Genomic DNA, 17,194 nt, shown 5'->3' with positions numbered 1-17,194 from the left:
CAACGCGCCACCCATACACCCCTCCACCTGCCCCGACCGCGCACTCGACACTAGGGAATTTCCGGTGGCGCGCATGAGATCACATAGGGAGGCGATACACGCCCGGACCGGAAGGAGCGGGCGTCCGATGAGAACCACGGGATCGTCGAACCACCCCCGCCGCACTCGGGCTTCCGCGCGAGTCCACACCCTGAAATTCGAGCCCGGATAGACATCTAAGTTCCCGACAGCAAATACCTTCGGATGGATCGCGCTTAAACTGCTCAATTTCGCCCACCCGGTTCCTCTCAGGCAGTGGAACCGCCTTGTCACGCTGTCAAGAATAGGGACCGCCCGAGCGGCGCCCGCTTGATGACCGAATTGCACTCGGCCGGAATCAGCACACTTCTCTCACCCTCCGGAACCCGAGCCACCCAATCCGCAGCACGGGGACCGACGCATGCCCCGGTTCCGGCTGACGACGCTCTCCCTCCGACGCCCTGGTCCCGGTCCCCGCACCAGTGGAGCGAGGACCCGCGATGCGCACTCTGCTCGTCGACAACGACGATTCCTTCACCCACAACCTGTTCCATCTCCTCGCAGAGGTGAACGACAGGGAGCCCCAGATCGTTCGATTCGACGATCCCTCCTGGCGCCCCGGACTGCTGAGGGGCTTCGACAACGTGGTGCTCTGCCCCGGCCCGGGCACCCCGCACGACCGCCTGGGCAACGCCGTCAGTGCCGAGATCTGCCGTCAGGACCGGCTGCCCGTCCTCGGCGTGGGTCTCGGCCACCAGACGATCGCGCTGCTGCACGGCGGTGCGGTGAGCCGGGCCCCCTGGCCGTGCCACGGACGCATCTCTCCCGTGCGGCACACCGGTGCCGGGCTCCTTCGGCATCTGCCCAACCCCCTGGAGGTCGTCCGCTACCACTCGTTCGCGGTCACCGGCCTCTCCCCCGTCCTGGAGCCCACCGCTTGGGCGACGGACGACGGTGTGGTCATGGCGCTGCGCCACCGGAGCCTGCCGCTGTTCGGAGTGCAGTTCCACCCGGAATCCGCCGGAACGGACACGGGTCGTCAACTGCTGGCCGCCTTCGGTGAACTGACCGAGCGGCACCACGCATCACGCCGCGGGCCCACCCTGTTCGCCTCCGGACCGTCCCTGCTCACCGCCGGGCCCTCCCTGCTCACCGCCGGGCCACGCAAGGCCGCGGCGGTCAACACCGGGGCGGGAGCGAGATCGGCGGCCGCCGCAGGTACGAGAAGGGCACCGGCGGTCACCGCAGGTGCCGGAAGGGCGCCGGTACGGCTCCCGGGCGCCGGACGGTCGCGGCCGCCGCGCCGCGGGCTGCGGGTGCTGGCCGAACGGCTGGAGACGCGCTGGGAGGCGGAGACGGTCTTCGACCACCTGTTCCGCTCCGGTGACCATCCCTTCTGGCTGGACAGCAGCAAAACGGACGGCGGACCTGGCCGGGTCTCCGTCCTCGGCAACGCGGACGGGCCGCTCGCCCGGGTGGCCACCGCGAACGTGGTCAGGGGCACCGTCTCCGTGCGGGCCCCGGGCACGGCGCCGGAGGTGGTCCGCAGTCCGTTCCTGCGCCTGCTCGACGAGGATCTGCGGTCCCTGACGGTGGAGGTCCCGAAGCTGCCGTTCGACTTCGCGCTCGGCTGGGTCGGCTGCCTGGGCTACGAGTTGAAGGCCGAGTGCGGCGGAACACGGGCACACCGGTCACCAACAGCGGACGCCGTCATGGTCTTCGCCGACCGTGCCGTCGTCCTCGACCACGACACGGACACCACCTATCTGCTCGCCCTGGCCGAGGAAGGGGACGAGGGCCCCGCCCGGTCCTGGCTGACCTTCGCCTCGGCGCGGCTTGCAGCGCTGCCGCCGACGCCCGTTCCGCCCGTCCCGGGCGCCCGCTTCCCGGCACCTTCCCGGCCGGTTCGGCCACGTCTGCGGCTGCGTCACGAGCGCGAGAGGTACCTCAAGCTCGTCGCCGCCTGCCAGGAGGAACTGGCCTCGGGGCAGGCTCATGCGCTCTTTCTCGCCAACATGGTCGAGGCCAGGACGGACCTCGACCCGTGGCAGGCGTACCGCGTCCTGAGGCGGCTCGCCCCGGCGCCGTTCGGGGCGTTCCTCGGGTTCGGCGCGCTGTCCGTGCTCAGCTCCGCCCCGGAGCGTTTCCTGCGCGTCGACCGACAGGGGTGGGCGGAGTCCACGGTCACCAACGGCTCCCGTCCCCGCGGGAGCACGCCGGAGGAGGACGCTCTGCTGATCGCGGACCTCGCCACCAGTGAGCCGGAACGGGCCGCGCATCTGACCCTCGTCGACCTGGCACGTCACGATCTGGGTTCCCGCGCCGAGGCTGGCGCCGTCACCGTCGATCCGCTGTTCGACGTGGTGACGTGCCCCGAGGGTCACCGTCTGGTGAGCACGGTCAGGGCGCGGCTGCGCCAGGACACCACGGCCGTGGCGGCGTTCCGTTCGGCGTTCCCGGGCGGTTCCGTGACCGGCGCCCCCAGGCCGGGGACGATGCGGGCCCTGGACCGGCTGGAGAGCGGGCCACGCGGCATCCACACCGGGGCGATCGGCTACTTCTCCCTTTCGGGAGCAGCCGACTTCGGCCTCGCCACCCGCACCGCGGTGTTCAACGGCCACCGGCTGCGCTACGGCGTCGGAGGCGCCGTCACCGCGCCGTGCGACCCGGACGCCGTGTTCGAGCAGACCGCGCGCGAGGCCGGGCCACTGCTGTCCCTCCTGGGCGCCCGGTTCCCCGGCCATGGCACACCGGAGCCCTCCGGCGTCGGCCCGCACGGCTCGCGCGGCGCCGCTTCCAGGGCTTTTCCGGGTGCCGCGACCGAATACGGGCACTGAACACGGGCGCGACGGGCTCCGCCGGCAGCCCCGTCCGGCACCCGGCGGGAGGTCTAAGGATCTTCCGGCATCCGGCATGAGATCACAGTGCGGGGCGATGATCGCCCAGGGCGTCGCTCCCCGACCCGCGGCCACCGACGAAAGGCGCAAGGCACTTGATGGAATCCGCCCGACGGCCGATCCTGTTCGTCAGTCTCCCCGAGTGCGGTCTGCTGAACCCGCTGCTGGTGCTGGCCGGTGAACTCTCCCGCCAGGGCGTGGAGGACCTGTGGTTCGCCACCGACGAGCCCCGCAGGGAGGACGTGCGCGGGACGGTGCGCCGCACGCCGGTCCGGTTCGCCTCCCTCGGCGAGGTGATTCCGGAGCTGTCGGCGGTGACCTGGCCCGACGACGTCTACCGTCAGGTCACGCAGCCCTCCCGCTTCCGGGCCCATCGCGCGGTCATCAGGCAGTCCTACAAGCCCGTCCTCCAGGCCGAGAAGTTCCGCCGGCTCCAGGAGATCGTCGACGAGGTCCGGCCGACGCTCATGGTCGTCGACTGCATGAGCGGGTTCGCCGTGGACCTGGCGGTGTCCCGGGACATCCCGTTCGTGCTGAGTGTGCCGTTCCTGCCCAGCAACGTGCTGACCTCGCACCATCCCCTCACCAAGGGGCATACTCCGCGCGACTTCCCGGTCCCGCATTCGGGGCTGCCGCGCCGGATGAACCTGGCGCAGCGGGTGGCCAACCAGCTGTTCAAGCTCCGCACCCTGGCCATGTTCCTCAACCCGGCCATGGGAAGAGTGCTCCAGGAGGACGCCCGTATCCGCAAGAAGCTGGGGCTTCCGCCGCCGAACCCGATGACGCGGATAGACAAGGCCGAGCTGGTGCTGTGCAACTCGGTCGCGGAGCTGGACTATCCGTTCGACATCCCGGAGAAGGTGCGCCTCGTCGGCGCGGTGCTGCCGCCCCTGCCGGAGACCACCGGAGACGATCCGGTACGCAAGTGGCTCGACGACCAGTCGTCCGTCGTCTACATGGGCTTCGGCACCATCACCCGGCTGACCCGGGAGCAGGTGGGCTCCCTCGTGGAGGTGGCCCGCCGGCTCGCGGACGAGCACCAGGTGCTGTGGAAGCTGCCCGCCGAACAGCAGCATCTGCTGCCGCCGGCCGGCGAACTGCCGCACAACCTGCGCATCGAGAGCTGGGTGCCCTCCCAGCTCGACGTCCTCGCCCACCCGGCCGTCAAGGCGTTCTTCACCCACGGCGGCGGCAACGGCTTCCACGAGGGCCTCTACTTCGGCAAGCCGCTGGTCGTACGCCCCCTGTGGGTCAACTGCTGGGACCAGGCGGTACGCGGCCTGGACTCCAGGGTTTCCCTGACCCTCGACCACCCGGAGACCATCGCCGTCGACGATGTCGTGGACAAACTCAGCCGGGTCCTGACCGAGCCGTCCTTCCACGAGAACGCGGAACGGATCGGCGCGCTGCAACGTGCCGCGGGCGGCCGCACGGCCGCCGCCGACCTGATCCTCGGTCTGCCGGCCCTGGTCTGACGGGCAGCGACTCCCGGCACCCGGCCCTCCCTCGACGGCCGGCACCGCACCGCCTGACGCGGACCGGCGGGCGCGTGGGCGATGCGCGCCCCCCTTGCGGCGTTCCCGGTGAGGGACCGGACGGCGTTACGAGCCCTCAGCGGTCCTCTGGCTGATCCGGCGGGCGGCCTCGACGACTGCGGAGCGGTGCAGGGCCAGTCGCTCCGGCGACCAGGAGTGGCCGACCGGTCCGGGGTCGCCGTCCTCGGCGGCCCAGAACCACGCCTGGGCCATGGCGAGGACCATGGTCAGGAGATCGTCCGGCTGCATCCCCGGGGCGAGAACGCCGCGCTGCTGTGCGTCGGCCACGCCCGCGACCTTGCGCCGGAAGGCGTCCGGTTCGGGCCCGGTGACGGAGGGGCGTTCCAGCAGCTTCCACAGTCGCAGGCGCATCAGGTCCGGCCGGGCGACGAGGTGGTCGAAGATCGCGCCGGCGTATCCGGGCAGGTCATCGACGTCGAACGGGACCGACTCGGCACCCTCCGTCATCGCCCGTTGCAGCACCGCGTCGAACAACTGCTCCTTGTTGCCGAAGTAGACGTAGATCAGGCGCTTGTTCGCACCTGCCGCCTCGGCGATCCGGTCCACTCGGGCGCCGGCGATGCCGTAGGCGGCGAATTCGGTGAACGCCGCGTCGAGCAGCCTGGCCTTGGTGGCGCTGGAGTTCCGAGGCATGTTCGCCACCCTAGCAAGTAACTATCCAGTTATTGACACCTGTGCGCGCCTGCCCCTACGCTTGTACCTATCCAGTTAGATACCGAGGCCGCGATCGAGGCGGTGGCGCCGCACGGCGTGGTCATCGGCGACCGCTACGCACCCGAGTTCATGGGCGCGCTGGGCGGCTTGAGCCCGCTGTAACGGACCTGAACCCTTCCCCCACCTGGAGTCTGCTCGTGAAAGTCGTCATCTTCGGCGCATCCGGCATGGTCGGACAGGGCGTACTGCGCGCCTGTCTCCTCGACCCCGCCGTCACTCGTGTGCTGGTGGTGGTCCGCAGCCCGTTGGGCATCAGCCATCCCAAGCTGCGGGAAGTCATCCACCAGGACTTCACCGATCTGTCCGCCATCTCCGAGCAACTGGCGGGTCACGATGCCTGCTTCTACTGTCTTGGCATGTCCTCCTCCGGCCGCCGCGAGGCCGAGTACACCCGCGTCACCTACGACTACGCCCTCGCTGCCGCGCGTGCCGTGTCCGCGTCCAGCCCCGGACTGACCTTCACCTATGTCTCAGGAGAGGGCACCGACAGCAGCGAAAGCGGCCGGACCATGTGGGCCCGCGTCAAGGGCCGCACCGAGAACGCCCTGCTGGCCATGCCGATGGACGCGTACATGTTCCGCCCCGCCTATATCCGCCCCCGCCACGGAGCGGTCTCCAGGACCCCGGTGTACCGCGTCCTGTACGCCCTCACCTCCTGGCTCTACCCGCTGCTGAACCGGCTCGCTCCCCGTCACACCACGACCACCGAACACATCGGCCGCGCCATGCTCGCCGTCACCCGGCCCGGGGCGGTCGAGGAGCGGATCCTGTACAGCCCGGAGATCAACCGCCTGGGCGGCGAGAGATGAGCGAGGACCTCCTACTCGCCAACGGCAACCCTTGACGACCGAGCGGGCAGCGCCTTCTCGTAGCACACCGACAGCGGATCCTCGTCGTGCGGCGAATAGTTGGCGATCCTGCGGTACCCGGTCCGCTCGTACAGGCGCATCGCGGCGGGCTGCCGCACTCCCGTCTCCAGGCGCACCAACCGGCCGCCGAGCCCCGAGGCGAGGTGCTCGGCCTCGGCCAGCAGCAGGTCCGCCACTCCCGTTCCCCGGGCGGCCGGGGAGACGAACATCCGCTTGAGCTCCCATATCTCGGCACCGATCGGCTGCACCGCACAACAGCCCACCGCCTGGTCGTCCTTCCGAGCCAGCAGATACCGGGCCGCCGAAGCCAGCGGAGCGGGCTGGACGTCGGGAGGAAGCTCGTACACGGGAATCAGTTCCGCCGTCATCGCATCGACCAATGTGCGCAGAGCGGGGTCGTCGGCCATACAGGAAGAAACGATCAACATCGCGCCATCCTCACACCACCGTCCGCTCTCCCGCTACGGACAGGTCCTAGCGGCCCAGCCGCGCGAATCTCCGTACCGCCAGCGGGAAGAACACCGCGAGCAGTGCCAGGGGCCAGGCGACGGCCGCCCACAAGTGCCCCGGCTCGCCGCCGGGGCTGCCGAACAGGTCGCGTACGGCCGTGGCCGTGTGGGACATCGGGTTCCACTGGACCACCGCACCGAGCCAGCCGGGCATGGACCCGGGCACGGCGAAGGCGTTGGACAGGAAACCGACCGGCCAGACCAGGATCTGCACCGCCTGCACCAGTTCGGGCTTCCCCGCCACCAGCGCCAGGTGGATGCCGATCCACAGCATCGCGAACCGGAACAGCAGGAGCAGTCCGACGGCGCCCAGGAACCCGGCCGGTCCGCCGTCGCCGCGCCAGCCGAGCGCGGCGGCGACGGCCAGGAGCACCGCCAGACCGATCGCCGACTGCAGCATGTCGGCGGCGCAACGACCCACCAGGAGCGCGCTGTTGGCCATGGGCATCGAGCGGAAGCGGTCGACGACGCCCTTGTTCAGGTCCTGGGTGACGGCGACCATCGTGCCCTCCAGGCCGAAGGCCATCGTGAGGGCGAGCATGCCGGGGACCAGGTAGTCGAGGTAGTCGCCGCTCACCCCCCGGCCGCCGCCGACCAGATAGCCGAACATCAGCAGCAGCATCACGGGGAAGACCAGGTTCACCACCACCGTCACCGGCTGCCGCCCCCAGCGGGCGAGTTCGCGGCGGGTCATGGTCCAGGAGTCGGTCAGTGCGTGGGCGGTCACGCGGTCTCCTTCACTCGGTCGTCGTGTCCGGTGAGCCTCAGGAACACCTCGTCGAGCGTCGGACGCCTGAGCGCGATGTCCTCGGCCTGGATGCCGGCCTCCTCCAGAGCGCGGACGATCCCGGCCAGGGCCGCCATGCGGTCGGCGACCGGGGCGCTCAGCAGCCGGCGGTCGGTGTCCACGGTGATCCGGTCCTCCGGTACGGGCAGCAGCGCGACGGCCGCGCCCAACTGCCCGGCATCGCGCAGGACGACGTCGACGCGGTCGCCGCCGACGGCCGCCTTGAGCTCGTCCGCCGTGCCGTCGGCGATGACCCGGCCGGCGTCCACGACCGAGACACGGTCGGCGAGTTGGTCGGCCTCCTCCAGGTACTGGGTGGTGAGCAGGACGGTGGTGCCGCCGTCGACCAGGGAACGGACCGAGTCCCACACCTCCGCGCGGCCGCGCGGGTCGAGACCGGTGGTGGGTTCGTCCAGGAAGAGCACCTCCGGTTCGGTGATCAGGGAAGCGGCGAGGTCCAGGCGGCGCCGCATGCCTCCGCTGTACTGCCGTACCGCCTTGCCGCCGGTTTCGGTCAGGCCGAAGCGCGCCAGGAGTTCGTCGGCACGCTCGCGGGCGCGTCGCCCGCCCAGGTGATGCAGGCGGCCGAACAGTTCCAGGTTCTGCCGGCCGCCGAGTTCCTCGTCGAGCGCCGCGTGCTGGCCGAGCAGGCCGATGCGCAGGCGTACCGCGTACGCCTCGCGCACCACGTCGTGGCCCGCCACCTCGATCCGGCCCGCGTCGGGCCGCACCAGCGTGGACAGGATCCGGACCAGGGTGGTCTTGCCCGCGCCGTTCGGGCCGAGCACCCCGTGCACCGTGCCGCGCGCGACCGTGAGGTCGAGTCCGTCCAGCGCGGCCCTGCCGTTCTTCGTGTTCTTCCCGCCGTATGTCTTGCGTGCTTCCTCGACGATGATCGCCGCGTCGGCCACTGGGACCCCCTTGCTAGTCAAACTTGACTACAGGCGCACGAAGGTAAGCGCCTCGGATTCATCAGTCAAACTTGATCAACGCACGACGAGCACCTCAGCGCTCGTCCCCCGGGTGCCGCTCCCCCGTCGCGTACGGGTTCTCCTGACCCTCGGTCAGGACACCGACGAACGGCTCCCCCTCCCCGGCGAAGGTGTAGGCACCGGCCTCGATCCGCCCGATCAGCCCCCTGGTCCACTCGGCCTCGGCGTCGGCCGTGTGCACCCACAGGTTCATGATCTCGCCGATGTGGCCCAGCGGTTCGGGGCCGCCCTCGGGCACGTAGTGCCCGGTGACCGCGGCCCGCCACTCGTCGATGCACCGGATCCGCTCCTTGAGCAGCGCCGTCGCCTCGTGCCGCGGCAGATCGACAACGAAGCCGATGGCCGCCGACTTCACGTCCATCTTCTGGTCGTAGGCGACGAGGGCCTCCCGCAGCAGCGTGAAGAACTCCTCGTCGCCCGCCGCGGTGATCTCGTACTCGGTGCGCGGGGGGCCGCCGGCCGTCGAGGGAGCGATCTCGTGCGCGTGCAGCAGTCCTTGCTTCGCCATCTGCTTCAGGGCGTGATAGACCGAGCCGGGCTTGGCATTGGACCACTCGTGCGCGCCCCAGTACTCCAGGTCGTTGCGGACCTGGTAGCCGTGGGCCCGCCCGTGCTGGCGGACCGCCCCGAGCACGAGAAGACGGATCGCTGACATGCGGTCCAGCGTAGGACGCCGCCGCTCACTCGCCGGAACTGCCCCGCTCCCTGGCGACCAGTTCGAAGGCCGTGGCCCCGTCGAGGGATTCGCGGATGATGTCGGCGTGGCCGGCGTGCCGCGCGGTCTCACGGATCAGATGCAGGGCCAGCCAGCGCATGGAGACGCGCCCCTCGGGCGGGAACCAGGGCTGGGACGGCAGCGGGAAGGTGTCGTCGAGACTGGGCACCGCGCAGAGGAACGCCTCCGTCTCGGCTGCGACCTTCTCCCAGTAGGCCAGTTGCGAGGCGACGGTCTCGTCGCCGGCCAGTTGGAAACACTCGTGCCAGTTGGACTCGTCCCGCTCGACCGCCGGCGCCTCCTGTTTGGCACGCGCGATCCAGCTCTGCTCGACCTCGGCCACGTGCTTGACCAGCCCGCCCAGCGAAAGGCCGCTGGCACTGGGCCGCGACGCGGCCTGCTCCTCCGTGAGGCCGAGCACCGACCGGCGGATACCGCCGCGCTGCTCCTCGATGAACGCCAGCAGCGCTCCACGCTCGTCGCCGTGTGCCTCGGCGGAAACGTGAGTGACCATGTCCGGCCGCCTTTCGTCGATTCGCGCCGGGGCTTCTGCCCCGACCCGAACGACGCTACGGGTGATTGAGGTCAGATCCTGTCCTCAATAACCCCATGTCCCACCCCATGTCCCACCCAATGGCCCGATGATCCAATGGCCCGGCACCGGAGAATTTCCGCGGGCCGACCCGGTCTGCGCCCGGGCTCCGGCCGAAGGTGTCCCGCCCCCCAGAACAGGATGAGTAGCGGTACTCATCACGCCGTACCGGCGCCGCGCCAGGATGAGGGGACCTTTCACGCTCCTGCTGCGAGGAGCGTCCTACGGCGAGGAGTCCGCCCATGTCCGCCCCGACCCTGCCCGCACCGGCACGCCCCACCCCCTGGCGCGTTCCGCCCCTCCTGCTCGCCGGGATCGTGGTGGCCGGGATGATCGTGTCGGGCTGGGCCCCGCGCGACCGCGTCACCTGGCTGCTGGAGACCGTGTGGGTGATCGTCGGGCTGCCGCTGGCCGTGCTGGCATGGCGGCGTTTCCCGCTCACCGACCTGCTGTGCTGTCTGCTCGCCGTGCACGCGCTGGTGCTGGCGACGGGCGGCCACTACACCTACGCGGAGGTGCCCCTCGGCGACTGGATCCGGGACACCTTCCGCCTCCAGCGCAATCCGTACGACCGCCTGGGCCACCTGATGCAGGGCTTCGTGCCCGCGGTGCTGGTACGGGAACTGCTCAGCCGCACCTCACCACTGCGCGGCAGCCGCTGGCTGGCGCCGCTCACGGTGTGCGCGTGCCTCGCGTTCAGCGCGCTCTTCGAACTGTTCGAGTGGGCGGCGGCCGTGATCGGCGGCCACGGCGCGGACGCGTTCCTCGCCACTCAGGGCGATGTTTGGGACACCCAATGGGACATGTTCTGCGCGCTGATCGGGGCCACTGTCTCGGTGATGCTGCTCAGCCGCCTCCACGACCGCCGGATGGCGGTCCTGGAGGCCGCGGCGCTCTAGTGCTGTGGCCGGGAAGGTTTGCCGGAAAGCTCGCGGCGTCCGGTGCGGTGCATCGCAAGGCGGAGCATCGCCCGTGTACTGGATGTACTCGGGTGATGCGACAACGCGGCTGGGGGTCCCCCCTGCTCGAAGAGCTTGGGGGAGCCGTGCCGGGCGTCGCGAGCCGGTGAACCTTTCCGGTCACAGCACTAGCGACCGCGACCGGGAAGGTGGCACGTCGTGCCGGCGGCGGGGGGCGGGAAGTGGGTGCGCGCCGCGGTACCGGGCGGCCACGCGTGATCGTCCACGAACACGCGCTGTGGGCCGGTCAGTTGCCAGGTGCCGAGGGCTCATGGATGGATGAGCGGCGAGGGCAGGTCCGCGCCCATGTGGTCGGCGGTCGACCGGCGTTGAGGAACTCTCCGCTTTCCAGGGGAAAATGGGCGATGTCGCCTATGCGTCACGGCCGCGGGGCAGTGAAGTCCCTGGAGTGAAATGTCCAGGTCTGCGACACCTTTGCGGGTCGCCCCGCGCGTGGACTCGCACACGGCCCCGGCATCGGCCTTGAACTCGTCGCGGGACGGCGACAGGAGTCCCGGGCCGGACATGGCGCGGCCTGCCTCCGCACCCATGGGATCGGCTCACCTCCGGTTATATCGCCACCCGCACCGGCGTCGGGCGAGCCGGGTTTCGGATAACAGTTTGCCAAGTGTTGGCCCCGCGGCCTTTTTTCGGACGCATCTATGCGCGTAGCTTGACCCGCGTGCCAGACCCAGGCCGTCGACGGCGGATCCGGGTCGGTCGGCGCTTCCCATGGCGCCCTCACGTTTTCCCGGCCCCCAAGGAGAACCTTCCTGTGTCGAATTCCAGCGCTGAAACGCCCCGTCCCGCAAGACACCGCGCGACTCCTCTGCGCAAGCGGCTGATACCGCTGGCGATCACCGGCTCGGTCGTGCTGGCCGGAGTGGGCGTCCACTCCGCCTTCGCCACCCCCTCGGCCGACGCCGTCATCTCCGAGGTCTACGGAGGCGGCGGCAACTCCGGCGCCACCCTGACCAACGACTTCATCGAGCTGGCCAACGCCGGCTCCGGTTCGCTGGACCTCTCCGGCTACAGCGTCCAGTACCTCTCGGGCAGCCCCGGCCCGACCACCAAGTGGCAGTCCACCCCGCTCACCGGCACCCTGGCCGGCAACGGCCGCTACCTGATCCAGGAGGCCGCGGGCACCGGCGGCACCGCCGCCCTGCCGACCCCGGACGCCACCGGCAACATCAACATGTCGGGCACCGCCGGCACCGTCGCGCTGGTCAAGGGCACGGATCTGCTCACCTGCGTCACCAAGGCCGACTGCGCCGCCGACTCCCGCATCAAGGACCTGGTCGGCTTCGGTACCGCCCTCGTCCACGAGGGCTCCGGCCCGGCCGCGGGCGCGAGCAACACCGCCTCGGTCGCCCGCAAGACGCTGGTCGACACCGACGACAACGCGGCGGACTTCGCCGCGGGTGACCCGACCCCGGAGAACTCCGGCGGCCAGGGCGGCGGCACCGGCGGCGGCGACAGCTCCCCGTCGCCGAGCCCGACCGCGACGCCCCCCGCCGACGCGATCTCGGCGAAGATCCACGACATCCAGGGCACCAACCGGCGGTCCCCGCTGTCCACCAAGAACGTCAAGGACGTCACCGGCATCGTCACCGGTGTCCGCACCACCAGCACGTCCTCCACGTCCAAGGGCTTCTGGATGCAGGACCCGAACCCGGACAACGACCCCCGCACCAGCGAGGGCATCTTCGTCTACACCAGCTCCAACCCCACGGTGAAGGTCGGCGACAGCGTCACCGTCTCCGGTGTGGTCACCGAGTACTACCCGGGCGGCTACGACACCGGCATCCAGTCGACGACCGAGATCATGAAGCCGACGGTCACCGTGCTGTCCAGCGGCAACCCGCTGCCGGCCCCGGTCGTCCTCGACAAGAACAGCATCCCCGCCGTGTGGTCCCCCAAGGCCGACAGCAGCGGCAGCATCGAGTACGCCGATCTCGAGCCGACCAAGTACGCCCTGGACTTCTACGAGTCCCTGGAGGGCATGAACGTCCAGGTCTCCGACGCCCGCGTCGTCGGCGCCACGGACGCCTACCACGAGCTGTGGGTCACGGCCGACCCCGACCACAACAAGACCAAGCGCGGCGGCGTCTACTACCCGTCGTACGACGACCCGAACGTGGCTCGTCTCCAGGTCCAGGCGATCAACACCACGGACGCGTTCCCGATGGCCAATGTGGGTGACGAGCTCACCGGCGTCACCGCGGGCCCGCTGGACTACAGCCAGTTCGCCGGAACCTACATCCTCGCGGCCCGCCAGGTCGGTACCTACAAGGACAACGGCCTCAAGCCCGAGGTCACCAGCGAGGCGAAGTCCAACGAGGTCACCATCGGCACGTACAACGTGCAGAACCTCGCCCCGAGCGACCCGCAGTCCAAGTTCGACCGGCTCGGCCACAACCTGGTCACCAACCTGCGCGCGCCCGCCATCGTCGGCGTCGAGGAGATCCAGGACAACAGCGGCGCCATCGACGACGGCACCGTGGACTCCGACAAGACGCTGGCCAAGCTCACCGACGCCATCGTCGCCGCGGGTGGTCCGCGCTACGAGTACCGTCAGATCAACCCGGTGAACGACAAGGACGGCGGCCAGCCGGGCGGCAACATCCGCACCGTCTTCCTGTTCGACCCGAAGCGGGTCACCTTCGTGGACCGGCCCGGTGGCGACTCCGTCACCGCCGTCGACGTCGTCGGCACGGGCAGCAAGACCCACCTGACCGTCTCCCCCGGGCGGATCGCCCCGACGGACGAGGCCTGGAACAGCAGCCGCAAGCCGCTGGTCGGCGAGTTCCTCACGAAGAACAACAAGACGATCTTCGTGATCGCCAACCACCTCAACAGCAAGGGCGGCGACCAGAACGTCGCCGGCCGCATCCAGGAGCCGGTCCGCAGCTCCGAGATCCAGCGCAACAAGCAGGCCACGCTGGAGAACGCCTTCGTCAAGAAGCTCGAGGCGGCCGACCCCAAGGCCCTCATCGTCTCCCTGGGCGACTACAACGACTACCAGTTCTCCTCCGCGATGAAGACCCTGACCGGTGACGGCAAGCAGCTCACCGACCTGGTGAACACCCTGCCGGCGGACGAGCGCTACTCCTACGTCTTCCAGGGCAACTCGCAGGTGCTCGACCACATGATGGTCAACCCGAGCATGCTGAACCACGTCACCTACGACGTGGTGCACATCAACTCCGAGTTCGCCGACCAGGTCAGCGACCACGACCCGCAGGTTCTGCGTGTGAAGCCGTAAGGTCCTCGCAAGCCCGCCCGCTCCCGCGCTCAACGCAGCGGGGGCGGGCGGGCTTGTCTGCATATCGGCTCGCCCTTCAGTTTCCGCCGAGGTCTTCCAGCACCTCCCGGGCGGCCCGCGCGCCCGAGGCGAGGGCGCCTTGGACGGAACCCGTGCCGCGGTGATCCCCGCAGACGTAACGGCCCGGCCCGGTGCGGCACGTTCGGGTCAGCGGCCAGGGCGGCGGCATGGCGGGCAGCGCGTTCTCGACGGTGCGCGCGACCAGCAGGTCCCAGGTGGTGGCGTCGGCGCCGTACATCTCGGACAGGGCCGCGACCGCGGCCGCCCGCACGGGCTCGGTGTCGCCGCCCAGGACCGAGGTGGCGATGAGGGCGCTGCCGCGCGGGGCGTACTCGGGCGCGACATCGCTGAGGACGCAGGTGTTCAGTACGCGGCGGCGGGTGTCGACCAGCAGGACGGGGCGGCCCAGGGGGGAGCGCGGAGCGACGTGGTAGTACGTGGTGACGGTGCGGTGGGCAGGGACGTCCAGGCCGGGCAGCAGCCGTGAGGCGGCGGCGGCACCGGTCGCCACGACGACGGCGCGCGCAGGCAACTCCACGCCGTCCGCCGTGACCACGCCCCGGCCGGCGAGCCGTGACACGGGTGCGTCGAGCCGTACGGTTCCCTCGGGCAGGGCTGCGGCCAGGGCGCGCGGAACGGACTGCACGCCGAAGGCGGGCAGGCACAGCGCGCCGCGCAGCATGCTGCGCCACACCAGGTGGAACACCCGGCTGGAGGTCTCCAGGGAGTCCTCCAGGAAGACGCCGGAGAGGAACGGCCGGAAGAAGCCCTCCACGAACGGGGCGGAGAAACCCGCGTCGGCCAGGGCGGCACGGGTGGTGCGCTCAGGCGCGTGCTTGAGCGCGCGGGCCGGGGCGAGCGCGTCGCGGGCGCCGAGCACGGCCAGCGCCACCAGGTCGCGCGGCCGGGCGAACCGCGCGGACAGCAGCGACGCCACCGCATCGGGGCGGCGGCGCGGGTCGGCCAGCAGCACGCGCCGGCCACCGGTGTGCACCAGGACGCCCGGCAGGAAGGGGCGCGGGTCGAGGAACCGGGCGGGCAGGCGGCGGCGCAGCTGCGGGTAGGCCGGGTTGACGACCTGGAAGCCCCGGTCCACCGTGAAGCCGTCCAGGCGGTCGGTCCGCATCCGCCCGCCCGCCGCGTCGCCCGCCTCCAGCACCGTGACGCCGAGCCCGGCGGCGGCCAGGTCGCGGGCGCACGCCAGCCCGGCGACCCCGGCACCCACCACGACGACGTCCGCGACCGCCGTTCCATCCGCCACGGCCACCACCTCTCCTCGCTCCTCAAGGGCCTGCTGCCGAGCGGAACCTGCCGCGCTCCCCGCTGCCCCGAGGACGTCAACAGGGGCCCGGCGTCTTCACCAGGTACTTCCCCGCCGGCCACCACAGCGGATGCGCCCGCACCCGAACGGGCGACTACCAGCGGCCCGCCGTATCCGCCGGGGCAGGCGGTACGCCCCGGACGGAGTACATGTACGGCGCTGGGCGGAGGAATTGGCGGACGTGAAGGGGGCGCTCGTGCACGAGCCGTGGAACCTTCCGGCACAGGGTCGCGCGAGGACCGTCCCCCTGCCCGGAGGGCCTGGACCCCTTCAAGCGGGCCCGGGGCGCTCCTGAGGTCCAAAGGGAGGACGTCCGCCGGGCCGTCGGGCACCCCGCGCGACACCTCGTACGTGTACGCCGCCACACCCGCATCGCACGGAAGGCGCCCCGGTCATGACCACCCCGCACTGGCTCTTCGGCGACCAGCTCGGCCCGCACTTCCTCACGCCCGCCCGCGAGGACGGGCCCGACCGCGGGGCGCCCGTGGTGATGATCGAGGCCAGATCGGTCTTCCGGCGGCGCCGGTTCCACCGTGCCAAGGCGCACCTGGTGCTCTCCGCGATGCGGCACCGCGCGGCGGAACTGGGCGGGCGGGTGACGTACGTACGGGCCGAGACCTACCGGGAGGGACTGCGCCGCGCGATGGGCGGGGCGCCGGTCACGGTGTGCCACCCCACCTCGTACGCGGCGCTCCGGCTGGTGCGGTCCCTGCCCCGGGTGCGGGTGCTGCCCGCCAGGGGCTTCATGGTGGCCCGCGAGGAGTTCACCGGCTGGGTCGAGGAGCACGGTGGGCGGCGGCTGCTCCAGGAGGACTTCTACCGCTGGGTGCGCCAGGAGCACGACCTGCTGATGGAGGGCGGCCAGCCGGCCGGCGGCCGGTTCAACCACGACCACGCCAACCGCGAGCCCCCGCCCGGCGGCGCCGGGGAGCTCGACGTGCCGGGTCCGTACCGGCCGCGGGAGGACGACATCGACGCCGAGGTGCGCGACGACCTCGACCGGTGGGAACGCGAGGACGGGGTGCGATTCGTCGGCCGGGACGGTCCCCGCCGCTTCCCCGCCACCCGACGGGAGGCGCTGTCGGCCCTGCGCCGCTTCGTGACACACCGGCTGGCGTCCTTCGGACCCTACGAGGACGCGATGCTCACCGGTGATCCGGTGATGAGCCACAGCCTGCTCTCGTCCTCGCTGAACCTGGGGCTGCTGCACCCGGCGGAGTGCGTGGAGCGAGCCGAACGGGCCTGGCGGGAGGGCGCCGTCCCGGTGAACAGCGCGGAGGGCTTCGTCCGGCAGGTCGCGGGCTGGCGGGAGTACGTCTGGCAGCTGTACTGGCACTTCGGCGAGGACTACCGGCGCGACAACGCGCTCGGGCACACGGAGAAGCTGCCGGAGTACTTCGCCGAGCTGGACGCGGACGCGGTCACCGCGCGTTGCCTGGGCACCGTGCTCGCCCAGGTGCGCGACACCGGGTGGACGCATCACATCCCCCGGCTGATGGTGCTGGGCAGCCATGCCCTGCAGCGCGGCTGGGACCCGGCCGCGGTGACCGACTGGTTCCACCGCTGCTTCGTCGACGGCTACGAGTGGGTGATGGTGCCGAACGTGGCGGGCATGTCCCAGTACGCGGACGGCGGCCGGATGACCACCAAGCCGTACACGTCGGGCGGCGCCTACATCCACCGCATGAGCGACCTGTGCGACGGCTGCGCCTACCGGCCCACCGAGCGCACCGGTCCGCACGCGTGCCCCTACACCGCCGGGTACTGGGCCTTCCTGCACCGGCACCGGCGGCTGCTGTCCGGCAACGCCCGCATGCGGCGCTCGGTACAGGGCCTGGACCGCCTCGGCGACCTCGACGAAGTGCTGCGGCAGGAGCGGCGGCGGGCGGACGAGGTGCCGTGAGGCGGTGGGAGCTGCGAGATGGCGCCGGGAGGCCGTG

13 protein-coding genes are annotated in these 17,194 nt (G+C 71.0%); 6 read left to right on the top strand and 7 right to left on the bottom strand.

Annotated features, from left to right (window positions below):
• The first annotated feature begins 518 nt into the window (after positions 1–518).
• Both CG719_RS26360 and CG719_RS26355 read left to right on the top strand, forming a co-directional pair.
• Entirely contained in the window at positions 519–2,855 is a 2,337-nt protein-coding gene (locus CG719_RS26360) for a chorismate-binding protein (RefSeq protein WP_100571177.1), read from the top strand.
• A 158-nt stretch (positions 2,856–3,013) separates the two neighbouring features.
• Complete coding sequence (locus CG719_RS26355) at positions 3,014–4,390, top strand: glycosyltransferase (protein ID WP_100571176.1); 1,377 nt, start codon at positions 3,014–3,016, stop codon at positions 4,388–4,390.
• 126 nt (positions 4,391–4,516) lie between these two features.
• Here the strand turns inward: CG719_RS26355 and CG719_RS26350 are convergent, their stop codons facing one another.
• A complete protein-coding gene (locus CG719_RS26350; RefSeq protein WP_100571305.1) occupies positions 4,517–5,104 on the bottom strand; it encodes a TetR family transcriptional regulator in 588 nt (195 codons plus the stop codon).
• A 218-nt stretch (positions 5,105–5,322) separates the two neighbouring features.
• Between CG719_RS26350 and CG719_RS26345 the strand changes: the two genes are divergently transcribed.
• Positions 5,323–5,994: an epimerase gene (locus CG719_RS26345; RefSeq protein WP_100571175.1), complete on the top strand. Its 672-nt coding sequence runs from the start codon at positions 5,323–5,325 to the stop codon at positions 5,992–5,994.
• Between the two features lie 11 nt (positions 5,995–6,005).
• Here the strand turns inward: CG719_RS26345 and CG719_RS26340 are convergent, their stop codons facing one another.
• The 5 genes from CG719_RS26340 to CG719_RS26320 all read right to left on the bottom strand — a co-directional run bounded on the left by CG719_RS26340 (position 6,006) and on the right by CG719_RS26320 (position 9,571).
• Complete coding sequence (locus CG719_RS26340; RefSeq protein WP_159024958.1) at positions 6,006–6,461, bottom strand: GNAT family N-acetyltransferase; 456 nt, start codon at positions 6,459–6,461, stop codon at positions 6,006–6,008.
• A 67-nt stretch (positions 6,462–6,528) separates the two neighbouring features.
• The gene (locus CG719_RS26335) at positions 6,529–7,290 is read right to left on the bottom strand and encodes an ABC transporter permease (RefSeq protein ID WP_234375772.1); all 762 of its coding nucleotides are present in this window, start codon (positions 7,288–7,290) and stop codon (positions 6,529–6,531) included.
• Positions 7,287–8,261 (bottom strand): ATP-binding cassette domain-containing protein, encoded by a 975-nt coding sequence (locus CG719_RS26330; protein ID WP_100571173.1) that lies wholly within the window; start codon positions 8,259–8,261, stop codon positions 7,287–7,289. Before CG719_RS26330 ends, CG719_RS26335 begins: the two co-directional genes overlap by 4 nt.
• 94 nt (positions 8,262–8,355) lie before the next feature.
• Entirely contained in the window at positions 8,356–8,997 is a 642-nt protein-coding gene (locus tag CG719_RS26325) for a PadR family transcriptional regulator (protein WP_100571172.1), read from the bottom strand.
• Between the two features lie 25 nt (positions 8,998–9,022).
• Positions 9,023–9,571 (bottom strand): DinB family protein, encoded by a 549-nt coding sequence (locus CG719_RS26320; RefSeq protein ID WP_100571171.1) that lies wholly within the window; start codon positions 9,569–9,571, stop codon positions 9,023–9,025.
• Positions 9,572–9,891: 320 nt separating this feature from the next.
• Between CG719_RS26320 and CG719_RS26315 the strand changes: the two genes are divergently transcribed.
• Together CG719_RS26315 and CG719_RS26310 are read left to right on the top strand one after the other, a co-directional pair.
• Entirely contained in the window at positions 9,892–10,548 is a 657-nt protein-coding gene (locus CG719_RS26315) for a DUF2238 domain-containing protein (protein WP_100571170.1), read from the top strand.
• A gap of 835 nt (positions 10,549–11,383) precedes the next feature.
• Positions 11,384–13,873 carry a lamin tail domain-containing protein gene (locus tag CG719_RS26310; protein ID WP_324838672.1) on the top strand — a complete coding sequence of 830 codons (2,490 nt, stop codon included), beginning with the start codon at positions 11,384–11,386 and terminating at the stop codon, positions 13,871–13,873.
• 76 nt (positions 13,874–13,949) lie between these two features.
• Here the strand turns inward: CG719_RS26310 and CG719_RS26305 are convergent, their stop codons facing one another.
• Positions 13,950–15,200 (bottom strand): NAD(P)/FAD-dependent oxidoreductase, encoded by a 1,251-nt coding sequence (locus CG719_RS26305; protein ID WP_100571302.1) that lies wholly within the window; start codon positions 15,198–15,200, stop codon positions 13,950–13,952.
• A gap of 448 nt (positions 15,201–15,648) precedes the next feature.
• Here CG719_RS26305 and CG719_RS26300 point away from each other — a divergent pair, with 448 nt between their 5' ends.
• Positions 15,649–17,157 carry a cryptochrome/photolyase family protein gene (locus CG719_RS26300; RefSeq protein WP_100571169.1) on the top strand — a complete coding sequence of 503 codons (1,509 nt, stop codon included), beginning with the start codon at positions 15,649–15,651 and terminating at the stop codon, positions 17,155–17,157.
• Positions 17,158–17,194: the final 37 nt, after the last annotated feature.

This window comes from Streptomyces sp. CB01373 (genome assembly GCF_002803075.1).
Lineage (GTDB): Bacteria > Actinomycetota > Actinomycetes > Streptomycetales > Streptomycetaceae > Streptomyces.
The sequence above is the reverse complement of the archived record's forward strand: the minus strand, read 5'-3'. Positions and strand labels throughout refer to the sequence as shown.